This is a genomic window from Sulfitobacter sp. DSM 110093 (assembly GCF_022788715.1).
Lineage (GTDB): Bacteria > Pseudomonadota > Alphaproteobacteria > Rhodobacterales > Rhodobacteraceae > Sulfitobacter.
In genome coordinates this window covers 1,870,109-1,882,764 of the sequence record NZ_CP085167.1, presented here as the reverse complement: position 1 = coordinate 1,882,764, position 12,656 = coordinate 1,870,109, and the positions used below count along the sequence as shown (strand labels likewise).

Sequence of the window (12,656 nt, the reverse complement as noted above, 5' to 3'; positions counted from 1 at the left end):
ATTTTGGAGACGTTCGATGATGTTGATCGAAGAAACAAATGTTCCCGATGCGGTGTTGCCGATGGAAGCCTTCAGAATGCATTTGCGTGCGGGCAGCGGTTTTGGACAGGACGGTCTTCAAGACCCGGTGTTGCGCAGCTTCCTACGTGCCGCGATGGCGGCGGTCGAGGCGCGCACGGGAAAGGTGCTGATCACGCGGCGGTTTGCGCTTTCGTTGACATTCTGGCGTGATGCAGCGGCACAGGTCTTGCCCGTGGCACCAGTGCAGGAGATCGCCCAGCTCGCCTTGGTGGCGCGGGATGGGACGGAAGCGCTTGTTGACCCCGGTCGCTATTGGCTGGAACGCGATGCTCAGGCACCTCGATTGCGCAGTAGCACGGCGGCCCTTCCGCGCATTCCGAGCGCCGGGGCAGCGCTGATCAACTTTGACGCCGGGATGGGGCCTGATTGGGAAAGCCTGCCAAGTGATCTGGCCCAAGCGGTAATGCTTCTTGCGGCGCATTACTATGAATACCGCGATGACACGGCGTTTGGTGAAGGCTGTATGCCCTTCGGCGTGAGCAGCCTGATTGAACGGTATCGTCGGGTGCGGGTTGGTTTTGGGGGCGCGGCATGAGCCGGCCGCATCTGAACCGCATGTTGGTGTTAGAGGCACCGCAACGGGCAAACGACGGCGCGGGGGGATATACTGAGGTCTGGGAACCGCTAGGAACCCTATGGGCCGAGGTGCGCGCGCGTACGGGGCGTGAGGCCGTGAAAGGCGGGCTGGCGATCAGCCGGACTGGGTTCAAAATCACAGTTCGCGCGGCCCCCCTTGGATCGGTCGAGCGGCCCACTGCAGAGCAGCGGTTTCGCGATGGCACACGGATTTTCGTGATCCGCGCGGTGGCCGATCACGATGTTGGCGGATGTTATCTGACCTGCTTTGCCAATGAGGAGGTTGCGGTATGACCTATGCACTTTCAGGGGTTTTGCAGGCTGCGGTTTATAATCTTTTGCAGAATGATCAGGGGCTAACGACGTTAATCGGCGCTGCGGTTTTTGACGCGTTGCCGGGGGGAGACTTGCCCGAAACCTATGTGCTGCTTGGCAAAGAGACGGCAAAAGACGCCTCTGACCCTGACGGCGCGGGTGCGGAGCATCGTTTTGTCGTGTCGGTGGTCACAAGCGCGCCGGGATTCGTAACAGTCAAGAATGTTGCTTCGGTGATTTGCGACCTGCTACATGGGTCAGTGCCCGTGCTTAGCCGCGGCCATATCGTTGATATGGCTTTCCAAAAAGCCACAGCGCGGCGGATCGATGGAGCCGCTGGCAGGCAGATCGACCTTCAGTTCCGCGCGCGGCTCGCGGACGCATAAGGCTTCACAGTTTCAAGTTAGTTGCGAGGAGAGAGAGATGGCAGTTCAAGCGGGCAAAGACCTTTTGGTCAAAGTGGACATGACCAGCGACGGTCAGTTTGAAACGATCGCCGGGCTACGGGCCAAACGGGTGAGTTTTAACGCGGAAACGGTCGATGTGACGTCGCTCGATTCCAGCGGGGGTTGGCGGGAGTTGCTGGTGGGGGCGGGCGTGCGCTCGGCGGCAATCAGTGGCTCTGGGGTGTTCGCGATGCGGGCACGGACGAACGTGCGCGACAGCTGTTCTTTGACGGTCTGACACCGGATTATCAGATCATAATCCCCGACTTTGGGGTAGTGCAGGGGCCTTTCCAAGTTTCGGCGTTGGAATATGCCGGATCGCTAAATGGTGAGGCGACGTTTGAACTGAGCCTCCAATCGGCGGGTGAGTTGAGCTTTACCCCCGATGTGGCGGGCTGAGCGTGAGCAATCCATGGCGCGGTGAGGTGGGTTTGGTGATCGACGGGCAAGGCTATGAGGCGCGGCTCACCCTCGGTGCATTGGCTGAGCTGGAGGTCGCGTTGGGGGCTGACAGTTTGGTGGCATTGGTTGAGCGGTTCGAGAGTAACCGCTTTTCAAGCCGGGATGTTCTGGCGTTGCTGCTTGCCGGGCTAAGGGGCGGCGGGACGGTGATGGATGCGGCAACCCTAGAACATGCGCGGATTGAGGGTGGGCCGATGGCGGCGGCGCGGGCAGCAGCGGAATTGTTGGCGCGGGCATTTTCGGTGCAAGCGTGAGCGATGGGCGTGGTTTTGATTGGCCGGCGTTGCTGCGGGTTGGACTTTCTCGATTGGGCCTGCGCCCGGCGGAATTCTGGGCTCTGACACCAGCGGAGCTGCAGTTGATGTTAGGGCCTTCGGCTGAGGCGCCACCGCTATTGAGCCAAGGATTGGTCGCACTGATGGCCGCGTACCCGGATAAGAAGAAAGGGGTCGAGGATGGCTGATTTCGAAGATTTAGAGAACCTTGAGGGCCGCGCTGACGGGCTAAACGAGACATTGGCGCAAACCAGCGGTCTGGTGTCGGGTTTCGACGGGGAATTGCGGCGGATGCAGAGCGCGCTTTCGGCCACGGGTAAAGACGTGGCGGCCCTTGAACAGGGGCTGAGCCGTGGATTGCGGCGCGCGTTCGGCGGAGTGGTTTTTGACGGCGTAAAGCTCTCAGAGGCGTTGACCGATCTGGCCAATTCTATGATCCGCTCGACCTATAACGCCGCGATGCGGCCAGTTACGGACCATTTCGGGGGGCTGATCAGCGAAGGCGTGGGCGGGATCGTAGAGGGGATATTGCCTTTCGCCAACGGCGCGCCGTTTTCCCAAGGGAAGGTCATGCCATTCGCACAAGGCGGGGTGGTGACTTCTGCCACGGCCTTTCCCATGCGGGGGGGCACAGGCGTCATGGGTGAAGCCGGGCCAGAAGCGATCATGCCGCTGGCCCGCGGAGCAGATGGCAAGCTGGGTGTGCGTGGTGCGGGCGGGGGGGCTACCACTATCGTGATGAACATCACCACGCCGGATGTGCAGGGCTTTCAACGCAGCCAAAGCCAAATCGCCGCGCAGGTGAGCCGAGCGCTCAGCGCGGGCAACCGCAACCGCTGATCCGTTGAAGAACGAGAGGAGCAGACCATGCAATTTCACGACGTCAGATTTCCGCCCTCGCTGAGCTTCGGCTCGGTCGGTGGGCCACAGCGACAAACGGAGGTGGTGACACTGGCCAATGGCTATGAGGAGCGCAACACGCCTTGGGCGCACTCGCGCCGTGTCTATGATGCAGGGTTGGGGATGCGATCCATTGATGACATTCAAGCACTGATTGCATTTTTTGAAGCGCGTATGGGGCAGATGTATGGGTTCCGCTGGAAGGATTGGGCCGACTTCAAGTCGGGCAAGGCAGCGCTTCCGGTGGCCTTTGATGATCAGAGTATTGGTCGCGGTGACGGGGCCTCGGCCAGCTTCCAGATCGTTAAGACTTATCGTTCGGGCGCGCAGAGCTACCACCGTCCGATCATCAAACCGGTCGTCGGAACAGTGCGTGTGGGGGTGGAGCAGGATGAGTTGCAAGAAGGTGTGGAATATGAGGTCGACGCCAGCACGGGCATCATTACCTTTGCCCACCCGCCTGATCCCGAGATGGAGGTTTTTGCGGGATTTGAGTTCGATGTGCCGGTGCGTTTTGATACCGACCGCATTCTGACGTCGGTAGAAAGTTTTCACGCCGGGCAGGTGCCGAACGTGCCAGTGATCGAGGTGCGGGTGTGAGGGCGGGGATAGAAGCCGGATTTGCTAGGCATATCGCCAGCGGTGTCACGACGCTTTGTCATTGCTGGCAAGTAACGCGCCGCGATGGGGTAGTGTTTGCATCCACTGACCATGACGTGGCGCTGCAATTTGATGGCGTTACGTTCCGGGCCGATATCGGGCTGAGTGCGCAGGCACTGGCGCAGACCAGTGGCTTGTCTGTTGATAATACCGAAGCGCTTGGCGCGCTGTGTGACGATGCGATCCGTGAGGATGAAATTGAGCAGGGACGCTTTGATCGGGCGGAGGTACAAGCGTGGCTGGTAAACTGGGCGGAGCCATCGCAACGGGTGTTACAGTTTCGCGGGTCCATTGGCGAATTGCGCCGCGCAGGCGGCAGTTTTCGGGCTGAGTTGCGCGGGCTTACCGAACCGCTGAATCGGCCCTTAGGACATGTCTATCAAAAGCCTTGTTCGGCGGTTCTGGGCGATGGCAACTGCCGCTTTGACCTCTCCGCACCGGGCTATACTGCTGAGCGGGTGATTGAGGCCGCGCAAGAGGCGCAGTACTTTCGCTGGGCTACATTGTTGGGGTTTGAAGAGGGTTGGTTTGCCCGCGGAAGGCTGGATGTACTCGACGGACCGGCGGCAGGGCTTTGGGCTATGATCAAGCTGGATTACTTCGAAGGCGCGGAGCGTGTCGTTGAGCTATGGGAGCCGATCCGCGGGCCACTGCCAGAAGGCACGGTGGTACGGCTCACAGCGGGCTGCGACAAGCGGATGGAAACCTGCCGGCTGAAGTTCAACAACCTGATAAATTTCCAAGGTTTTCCCGATCTTCCGAACGAAGATTGGATGATGGCGGTGCCCCGTTCCGACGGAGCCAACGGCGGCGGTTCTCGCAGATGAGTGCGGCTGGCGAAAGGCTGGTCTGGGCTGCGCGACAGTGGATCGGCACGCCCTATGTGCATCAGGCCGCGACCAAGGGGGCGGGCTGCGACTGCCTTGGGCTGCTGCGGGGGTTATGGTCCGAGTTGCTAGGCTGCGAGCCTGAGGCAGTGCCGCCCTATTCTATGGATTGGTCCGAGCCGCAGGGCGAAGAGCAGCTTTGGGCGGCGGCACTACGGCATATGACGGCAAAGGGCGATGATGCGGCCGCGCGAGGTGATGTGTTGCTCTTTCGGATGCGTCAAGGTGCGGTGGCAAAACATCTTGGGGTGCAGGCAAGCATCGGTGATCGCCCAAGTTTCATTCATGCCTATGCAGGGCATGGGGTGGTAGAAAGCCCGCTCAGCGCACCTTGGCAGCGGCGGATCGTGGCGCGTTTCATATTTCCTGAGGAGGTCTCCTGATGGCGACGATTGTTCTTTCGGCAGCGGGTGCAGCGGTTGGCGGCTCTATTGGGGGCACGCTGGCGGGGCTGTCTTCGGTCGCGGTGGGCCGTGCGGTTGGCGCAACCTTGGGACGTTTGGTAGACCAGCGGTTGCTGGGTCAAGGTGGGCAGGCCGTTGAGACAGGCAAGGTCGATCGTTTCCGGCTGACCAGCTCAGGCGAAGGTGCCGCGATCGCTCAGCTTTACGGGCGGCTGCGGTTGGCGGGTCATGTTATTTGGGCCTCGCAGTTCCAAGAGACCGTCAATGTTAGCGGCGGTGGTAAAGGTGATCCATCGGCGCCGAAAACGACTGAGTATAGCTACACTGTCAGTCTTGCCATTGCGCTTTGTGAGGGGGAAATCACCAGCGTAGGTCGTATCTGGGCCGATGGGGTGGAAATTGCCCCTGATGATCTGAACATGCGCGTCTATTTGGGTCAGCCAGACCAGCAGCCTGACCCGACCATGGCCGCAATTGAGGGGGCGGATCAGGTGCCTGCCTATCGCGGCACGGCCTATGTGGTGATGGAGAATTTGCCACTGGCGCAATTCGGTAACCGCGTGCCGCAGTTCTCTTTCGAGGTGATGCGCCCTGAGCAGTCCGCCGCGCCGAAATCAGAGCATGCGCCTGCCTTTGGGGTTCAAGGTGTCGCTTTGATCCCCGGCACGGGAGAATATGCGCTCGCCACCACGCCGGTGCACTATTCAGGTGGTCCCGGCAGTCGCTGGAGCGCAAATGTGAACACCCCCGCCGCAAAGACAGATTTTTCCGTGGCGTTGGAAAATATGACGGAAGAGTTGCCAAATCTAGAGGCCGCCTCTCTCGTTGTGTCGTGGTTTGGCAGTGACCTGCGGTGTGGGGAAGGTCGTTTGCGGCCCAAGGTTGAAGACCCGGCCATTGATGGGGAGAACATGCCTTGGCGGGTGTCTGGCGTGACGCGTGCAACTGCGGAGGTGATCGCCCAGCAGAATGAGCGTCCGATCTATGGCGGAACGCCTGCGGATGCGGCGGTGATCGAGGCCATCCAAGCGCTCAAATCGGCGGGCAAGGCAGTGATGTTCTACCCGTTCATCTTGATGGATCAAACCGAAGACAACGGCTTGCCGGATCCCTACAGTGATGCGGATGACCAGCCGCGTCTGCCATGGCGGGGGCGGATCACCCTCTCGGCGGCACCGGGGCGCCCTGGCAGCCCGGATGGCACGGTAACGGCAGAGGCAGAGGTAAGCGCCTTCTTTGGCAGTGTCACGGCGGCGGACTTTGCGGTTACGCAGGGCACGGTAAGCTACAATGGCCCTGAGGAATGGACCCTTTCGCGGTTTACTCTACATTACGCGGCGCTTTGCGCAGCGGCAGGTGGGGTTGAGGCCTTTTGCATTTCCTCGGAAATGCGGGGACTCACGCAGATACGTGGGGCGGCGAATAGTTTTCCCGCTGTGGTGGCATTGCGGATGCTGGCGCGAGAGGTGCGTGCATTGTTGGGGCCAGAGGTCAAGATCAGCTATGCCGCTGACTGGTCTGAGTATTTCGGCTATCAGCCACAGGATGGCAGCGGCGATCTTTACTTCCATCTTGATCCGCTTTGGGCTGACGAGAACATCGATTTCATTGGTATCGACAATTATATGCCGCTGGCCGATTGGCGGGATGAGGCGGGGCATCTGGATGGAGCGCAATGGCCCGCCATCTATGATGTCGGTGATCTGCAATCCAACATCGAAGGTGGCGAGGGCTATGACTGGTACTACCATTCGCCAGAAGCCCGCGCCGCACAGTTCCGCACGCTGATTACGGATGGGGCACATGATGAACCTTGGGTTTACCGCTATAAAGACCTGCGAAATTGGTGGGAGAACCATCACCATCAGCGCATAGGCGGAGAGCGCCAAGCCGCGCCAACGGACTGGCAGCCGATGTCCAAACCGATTTGGTTTACAGAATATGGATGTGCCGCGATCAACAAAGGGGCGAACCAGCCCAATAAATTTCTTGATCAGAAGAGTTCGGAAAGCGCATTGCCGCATTATTCCACGGGCGCGCGGGACGACCTGATGCAGATGCAGTATCTGCGTGCAATTTCAGCTTACTGGCGCGATCCTGCGCGTAACCCGACCTCAACGGAATATGGCGGGCCGATGCTTGATATGTCCCGGGCGTTTGTCTGGGCGTGGGATACGCGGCCCTTTCCGTTCTTTCCCAATAACGTCGATCTTTGGAGTGATGGCGAGAATTACAGCCGAGGACATTGGCTGAACGGGCGTGCCTCGGCACGGTCGCTCGCTTCGGTTGTGAGTGAGATTTGCCGCAGAGCGGGGGTGGAGCATTTCGATACGTCACAGCTGTTTGGCTATGTGCGCGGCTATGCGGTGACCCAGGTCAGCGAAGCGCGCGCGGCGTTGCAACCGCTTATGCTGCGCTATGGCTTCGACGCGATTGAACGCAATGGCGTGCTGCACTTCCGTCTGCGAGATGGGGCGAATGCAGTGCCAATTGACCGTGATCGGTTAGCCGTAAGCCCTGACCTTGATGGTTTGACCGAACAGTTGCGCGAGGCCGAGGCCGAGGTTTCGGGGCGCGTGCGATTGCGTTTTGTTCAGGCAGATGCGGATTTCGACGCGATCTCGGAAGAGGCGGTTCTGGCGGATGAGGCGACCCACGCGGTAAGCGGCACCGAGCTAAACATGGCGCTGACACGCGGCGAGGGGCGGCAGGTGGCCGAACGTTGGCTGACCGAAGCGCGCATCGCACGCGAAACGTTACGGCTATCTCTGCCGCCGTCGCAGATGACTGTGGGTGCTGGGGATGTGATCGAACTGCCGGGCGACGGCGCAGAGGGGCCGGGGCGCTACCGGATTGACCGCGTTGAACAGGTCGGCGCCATGCTGATAGAGGCCACCCGGATCGAACCCGAAGTCTATGATCCCGCACCGCTTGAGGAAGAGCTGGCAAGCCTGCGGCCTTTTGTACCTCCGCTGCCCGTTTGGCCCCAATTTATGGATTTGCCACTAATGCGGGGTGATGAAGTGCCACATGCGCCGCATCTCGCTGTTACCGCGGCGCCTTGGCCGGGATCCGTCGCGGTCTATCGCTCGACGGTGGATGCAAATTACGCGCTTAACGCGATTGTGCCCAGCCGATCGATCATAGGCGTCACACGATCGCCGCTTTATTTGGCGCGTCCCGGGCTGCCGGATGCGGGGTCGGTGCTGGAGGTTGAACTGACCAGTGGCACGCTTGAATCGGTTAGTAAGGAGGCGCTGTTGAATGGAGCGAACCTTGCCGCCATTGGTGATGGCAGTACCGGCAATTGGGAGTTGTTTCAGTTTCAGGAGGCGCAGCTTGTCGCTCCGCTGACCTATTGGCTCAAGGGCCGTTTGCGCGGGCAGGCGGGCAGCGATGGGTTGATGCCGGAGGTTTGGCCTGCGGGGTCGACTTTTGTCTTGATGAACGGCACGCCGCAACAAGTTGAACTCAGCCCACATTTGCGGCGGGTGGCGCAGCACTACCGGATTGGCCCGGCACGGCGACCTGTGGATGATCCGTCCTATGTGCACCAGGTTCAAGCCTTTGACGGGAACGGCCTGCGCCCCTTCAGCCCTTGCCATCTGCGCGCAAAAGTCGCGCCGAATGACGACATCGCGATCAGTTGGGTGCGTCGGACACGCATTGACGGCGATCCATGGGAGGGGCCGGAGGTGCCGCTTGGTGAGGAGAACGAGCAATACCTTCTACGGGTCTTTGATGGCACGGAGCAACTGCGAGAAGTGCTGCTTAATGCGCCCACTTGGACCTACAGCCGTGCCGCGCAAGCAAGCGATGGTATCAGCGGTACATTCGAGGTCACGGTCGCGCAGGTTTCTGCAACCTATGGCGCGGGGTTGGCAACGCGCCTTGCGGTGCCGAGCTAAGCCCGCGCGTTATCACGATTTTGAGCATGTGCGGATTTACAAATGGTCCTGCGCTATTGCATGAGCTACCCTAGCGGCAGAGTGAAGGAGCCCGTGACATGGCACAGACACGCAGAAATATCTCGAAAGTGGACCCGGTGTGGGACCAAATTCAGCAAGAAGCCGAAGATGCGGTGCGTGATGAGCCGTTGATCGGCGGCTTTGTTCACGCCTGTATCCTTCACCATAAATCAATCGAGAACGCGCTTTCCTACCGGATCGCTGCGAAGCTGTCGTCGAATGAGATGTCGATGATGGTCGTGCGCGAAATGGTAGAAGAAGCCTATGCCGAAGACCCCGACCTCGTCGCCGCAGCACGCGCTGATTTGGTGGCGATCTATGACCGCGATCCCGCCTGCCATCGGCTGTTGCAGCCGATCCTATATTTCAAAGGGTATCAGGCGGTGCAGGCGTACCGGGTTGGCCATCACCTCTATGCCAAGGGGAAACGCGACTTGGCCTATTTTATCCAAATGCGGGTGAGCGAGATTTTTGGCGTTGATATCCACCCGGCGGCCAAGATGGGCAAGGGCATTATGATCGATCACGCGCACTCCATCGTCATTGGTGAGACGGCGGTGGTTGGCGACAACGTCTCGATGCTGCATTCAGTGACCCTCGGCGGGACCGGCAAGGAAGAAGAGGACCGTCACCCCAAAATCGGGAACGGCGTGTTGATTGGCGCGGGCGCGAAGGTGTTGGGCAATATCACCATCGGCCATTGCAGTCGCATCGCTGCGGGCTCGGTCGTACTGGAGCCAGTGCCTGCCTGCAAAACCGTCGCGGGGATTCCAGCGCGGATCGTGGGTGAGGCGGGATGTGACCAGCCGTCGATGTCGATGAACCACCTTTTCGGGCCAGACAGTGAATAAGCCCAATGGATATCGTTAGAAATGAAAAAGCCGGGGCATGCCCCGGCTTTTGTTTGTTTGACGTGTGGCGACCTTAGGCCAGCATCACCATCGGATTTTCGAGGTTTTCGACAATCGCATTCAAAAGCTGCGCGCCAAGTGCTCCGTCGATCACGCGGTGGTCGACCGAAAGGGTGACCGACATGACTGTGGCCGCAGTGACCTCGCCATCCTTCCCGATGATCGGCCTTTTCACGCCAGCACCGACAGCAAGGATCGCGCCATGCGGCGGGTTAATCACCGCATCAAAGTTGTCGATCCCGAACATACCGAGGTTGGAAATGGCAAAGCTGCCGCCCTGATACTCGTGCGGCGCAAGTTTCCGATCTCGTGCGCGGGTGGCAAGGTCTTTCATTTGCGCCGAGAGGGTCGACAGTGATTTGGTGTCGGCATCCTGTAGGACCGGCGTGAAGAGACCGCCCTCGATGGCAACAGCCACGGCCACGTCCGAGGGCTTGAGCTTCAGGATGCGATCACCGGCCCAAACAGCATTAGCATCTGGCACCGATTGCAGGGCCAGCGCACAGGCTTTGATGATGAAGTCATTCACCGACAGCTTTACACCACGCGCTTCGAGTTGCTTGTTCAGATCACCACGGAACGAGAGCAGCGCGTCGATCTGAATGTCGCGGCGCAGGTAGAAATGCGGCACGGTTTGCTTGGCCTCCGTAAGGCGCGCGGCGATGGTCTTGCGCATGCCGTTGAGGGTGACTTCCTCGTACTCGCGGCCCTCGTACATCTGGGCGACTGCATCGGCAGAGGGGCCGGTGGCAGCGGCTTGGGCGACCGGGGCGGCATCTTTGGCAGGCGCGGCGCCTTCGGATTTCGCCGCAGTCGGCTGGGCATTCTCGACATCCGCTTTGACGATCCGACCGCGCGGGCCACTGCCTTCGATTTGCGACAGGTCCAAACCCTTGCCGGCGGCGATCCGGCGGGCGAGGGGGGAGGCGAAAATGCGCTCGCCCTTGTCGTCCTTGGGGGCGGCGGGGGCTTTGGCGTCGCTCTTGGCCGGGGGGTCATTAGCATCCGTCGCACCACGGCCATAGCCCGCTTCGGGCGTCTCGGCTTCGGCTGCTTTGGCCGCTTCCTCGGCCTGTGGTTTTTCTTCCTTGGTGGATGCGGATGTATCGATATCGTCGGCGCTTTCACCTTCTTCGAGCAGCACGGCGATCGGTGTGTTCACCTTCACGCCCTCGCTACCTTCCTCAATCAGGATTTTTCCGATGGTGCCTTCGTCGACGGCTTCGAACTCCATCGTGGCCTTGTCAGTCTCGATCTCGGCGAGGATGTCGCCCGAGGCGACCTCATCACCTTCCTTGACCAACCACTTGGCGAGCGTGCCTTCCTCCATCGTGGGGGACAGGGCGGGCATGAGAATTTCTGTGGGCATGATCCGCTCCTTACCGGTAAGTGACTTTGCGCACGGCTTCGATCACCTCATCGGTGGTGACCAGCGCGTGTTTTTCGAGGTTGGCGGCATAGGGCATGGGCACGTCCTTGCCGGTGCAGGTGATGACCGGGGCGTCGAGGTAGTCAAACGCCTCCTGCATGATCACGCCGCTGATGTAGCCGCCGACCGAACCCTGCGGCCAGCCTTCTTCGACGGTGACGCAGCGGTTGGTCTTCATAACCGATTTCAGGATCGTGTCGGTGTCCATCGGGCGCAGCGTGCGCAGGTCGATGACCTCGGCCTCAATGCCGTCTTCGGCCAGCTTTTCAGCCGCCTCAAGCGCATAGGTCATGCCGATGCCGAAGCTTACGATGGTCACGTCCGACCCTTCGCGCCAGATGCGGGCCTTGCCGAAGGGTACGGTGTAATCCTCAACATCCGGCACGTCGAAGCTGCGGCCATAGAGGATTTCGTTTTCAAGGAAGATCACCGGGTTCGGATCGCGGATCGCGGTTTTCATCAAACCTTTATAGTCGCTCGCCGAATAGGGCATCGCGACCTTGAGGCCGGGGATCTGCATGAACCAAGCGGCATAGTCCTGAGAGTGCTGTGCACCGACGCGGGCCGCCGCGCCGTTGGGGCCACGGAAGACCATGGGCGCGCCCATCTGACCGCCGGACATGTAAAGCGTCTTGGCCGCGGAGTTGATGATCTGGTCCATCGCTTGCATGGCGAAGTTAAAGGTCATGAACTCGACAATCGGGCGCAGACCGCCAAAGGCCGCACCGACACCGATGCCCGCAAACCCATGTTCAGTAATCGGCGTGTCGATCACCCGTTTGGGGCCAAACTCGTCCAGCATCCCTTGGGTGATCTTATAGGCGCCTTGGTACTCAGCGACTTCCTCGCCCATGAGGAAGACATCCTCATCGCGGCGCATTTCTTCGGCCATGGCGTCGCGCAGCGCTTCGCGAACGGTCTGTTGCTTCATCGCCGTGCCTTCGGGCCAGTCGGGGCTGGTGTCGGGCTCGGGCTGTTTCTTGCCCTCGGCGGGGGGCTCGCGATCGTCGTCCGAGGATTTGGCCTGCGCGGGCTTGGCGTCCTCGCCTTTGTCCTCGGCAGGCGCAGATTTCGCGCTGTCGATATCGTCGGCGCTTTCGCCTTCTTCCAGCAGAACGGCGATGGCGGTGTTCACCTTCACGCCTTCGGTGCCTTCCTCGATCAGGATTTTGCCGATGGTGCCTTCGTCCACGGCTTCGAATTCCATTGTGGCCTTGTCGGTTTCGATCTCGGCCAGAATGTCACCAGAAGAGACTTCATCGCCTTCCTTGACCAGCCATTTGGCCAGCGTGCCTTCTTCCATGGTAGGGCTGAGGGCGGGCATAAGAATTTCGGTTGCCAT

13 protein-coding genes and 1 pseudogene are annotated in these 12,656 nt (G+C 60.2%); 12 read left to right on the top strand and 2 right to left on the bottom strand.

Translation table 11 applies throughout. The features are described from left to right. The first annotated feature begins 16 nt into the window (after positions 1–16). The 12 genes and pseudogenes from DSM110093_RS09190 (at position 17) to cysE (ending at position 9,825) form a co-directional block, all read left to right on the top strand. Positions 17–616, top strand: a complete 600-nt coding sequence (locus DSM110093_RS09190) for a head-tail connector protein (protein WP_243264769.1) — start codon at positions 17–19, stop codon at positions 614–616. After that, a complete protein-coding gene (locus DSM110093_RS09185) occupies positions 613–951 on the top strand; it encodes a phage head closure protein (RefSeq protein ID WP_243264768.1) in 339 nt (112 codons plus the stop codon). Before DSM110093_RS09190 ends, DSM110093_RS09185 begins: the two co-directional genes overlap by 4 nt. Beyond that, on the top strand, positions 948–1,358 hold the full coding sequence (locus tag DSM110093_RS09180; protein ID WP_243264767.1) for a DUF3168 domain-containing protein: 411 nt from the start codon (positions 948–950) through the stop codon (positions 1,356–1,358). Before DSM110093_RS09185 ends, DSM110093_RS09180 begins: the two co-directional genes overlap by 4 nt. Before the next feature lie 37 nt (positions 1,359–1,395). Continuing rightward, positions 1,396–1,817 (top strand): annotated as a pseudogene (locus DSM110093_RS09175) (phage major tail protein, TP901-1 family). Positions 1,818–1,819: 2 nt separating this feature from the next. Beyond that, the gene (locus DSM110093_RS09170) at positions 1,820–2,134 is read left to right on the top strand and encodes a gene transfer agent family protein (protein ID WP_243260776.1); all 315 of its coding nucleotides are present in this window, start codon (positions 1,820–1,822) and stop codon (positions 2,132–2,134) included. Further along, entirely contained in the window at positions 2,131–2,343 is a 213-nt protein-coding gene (locus tag DSM110093_RS09165) for a rcc01693 family protein (RefSeq protein ID WP_243264766.1), read from the top strand. The genes DSM110093_RS09170 and DSM110093_RS09165 overlap by 4 nt, the downstream gene beginning before the upstream one ends. After that, a complete protein-coding gene (locus tag DSM110093_RS09160) occupies positions 2,336–2,995 on the top strand; it encodes a phage tail tape measure protein (protein ID WP_243264765.1) in 660 nt (219 codons plus the stop codon). The genes DSM110093_RS09165 and DSM110093_RS09160 overlap by 8 nt, the downstream gene beginning before the upstream one ends. 27 nt (positions 2,996–3,022) lie before the next feature. After that, positions 3,023–3,655 (top strand): DUF2460 domain-containing protein, encoded by a 633-nt coding sequence (locus tag DSM110093_RS09155; RefSeq protein ID WP_243264764.1) that lies wholly within the window; start codon positions 3,023–3,025, stop codon positions 3,653–3,655. An 8-nt stretch (positions 3,656–3,663) separates the two neighbouring features. Then, on the top strand, positions 3,664–4,542 hold the full coding sequence (locus DSM110093_RS09150) for a DUF2163 domain-containing protein (RefSeq protein ID WP_243267702.1): 879 nt from the start codon (positions 3,664–3,666) through the stop codon (positions 4,540–4,542). Beyond that, positions 4,539–4,985, top strand: coding sequence for an NlpC/P60 family protein (locus DSM110093_RS09145; RefSeq protein ID WP_243264763.1), 447 nt, complete (start codon positions 4,539–4,541; stop codon positions 4,983–4,985). Before DSM110093_RS09150 ends, DSM110093_RS09145 begins: the two co-directional genes overlap by 4 nt. Beyond that, positions 4,985–8,914, top strand: coding sequence for a glycoside hydrolase/phage tail family protein (locus DSM110093_RS09140; RefSeq protein WP_243264762.1), 3,930 nt, complete (start codon positions 4,985–4,987; stop codon positions 8,912–8,914). The genes DSM110093_RS09145 and DSM110093_RS09140 overlap by 1 nt, the downstream gene beginning before the upstream one ends. A 98-nt stretch (positions 8,915–9,012) precedes the next feature. Then, positions 9,013–9,825, top strand: a complete 813-nt coding sequence (gene cysE / locus DSM110093_RS09135) for a serine O-acetyltransferase (protein WP_243264761.1) — start codon at positions 9,013–9,015, stop codon at positions 9,823–9,825. 73 nt (positions 9,826–9,898) lie between these two features. Here the strand turns inward: cysE and DSM110093_RS09130 are convergent, their stop codons facing one another. Together DSM110093_RS09130 and DSM110093_RS09125 are read right to left on the bottom strand one after the other, a co-directional pair. Next, a complete protein-coding gene (locus DSM110093_RS09130) occupies positions 9,899–11,254 on the bottom strand; it encodes a pyruvate dehydrogenase complex dihydrolipoamide acetyltransferase (protein WP_243264760.1) in 1,356 nt (451 codons plus the stop codon). Between the two features lie 10 nt (positions 11,255–11,264). Further along, positions 11,265–12,656, bottom strand: coding sequence for a pyruvate dehydrogenase complex E1 component subunit beta (locus DSM110093_RS09125; RefSeq protein ID WP_243264759.1), 1,392 nt, complete (start codon positions 12,654–12,656; stop codon positions 11,265–11,267).

Coding starts and splice junctions, on each gene's coding strand:
- DSM110093_RS09190 (WP_243264769.1), top strand. CDS start 17: ATGATGTTGATCGAAGAAACAAATGTTCCCGATGCGGTGTTGCCGATG.
- DSM110093_RS09185 (WP_243264768.1), top strand. CDS start 613: ATGAGCCGGCCGCATCTGAACCGCATGTTGGTGTTAGAGGCACCGCAA.
- DSM110093_RS09180 (WP_243264767.1), top strand. CDS start 948: ATGACCTATGCACTTTCAGGGGTTTTGCAGGCTGCGGTTTATAATCTT.
- DSM110093_RS09160 (WP_243264765.1), top strand. CDS start 2,336: ATGGCTGATTTCGAAGATTTAGAGAACCTTGAGGGCCGCGCTGACGGG.
- DSM110093_RS09155 (WP_243264764.1), top strand. CDS start 3,023: ATGCAATTTCACGACGTCAGATTTCCGCCCTCGCTGAGCTTCGGCTCG.
- DSM110093_RS09145 (WP_243264763.1), top strand. CDS start 4,539: ATGAGTGCGGCTGGCGAAAGGCTGGTCTGGGCTGCGCGACAGTGGATC.
- DSM110093_RS09140 (WP_243264762.1), top strand. CDS start 4,985: ATGGCGACGATTGTTCTTTCGGCAGCGGGTGCAGCGGTTGGCGGCTCT.
- cysE (WP_243264761.1), top strand. CDS start 9,013: ATGGCACAGACACGCAGAAATATCTCGAAAGTGGACCCGGTGTGGGAC.
- DSM110093_RS09130 (WP_243264760.1), bottom strand. CDS start 11,254: ATGCCCACAGAAATTCTCATGCCCGCCCTGTCCCCCACGATGGAGGAA.
- DSM110093_RS09125 (WP_243264759.1), bottom strand. CDS start 12,656: ATGGCAACCGAAATTCTTATGCCCGCCCTCAGCCCTACCATGGAAGAA.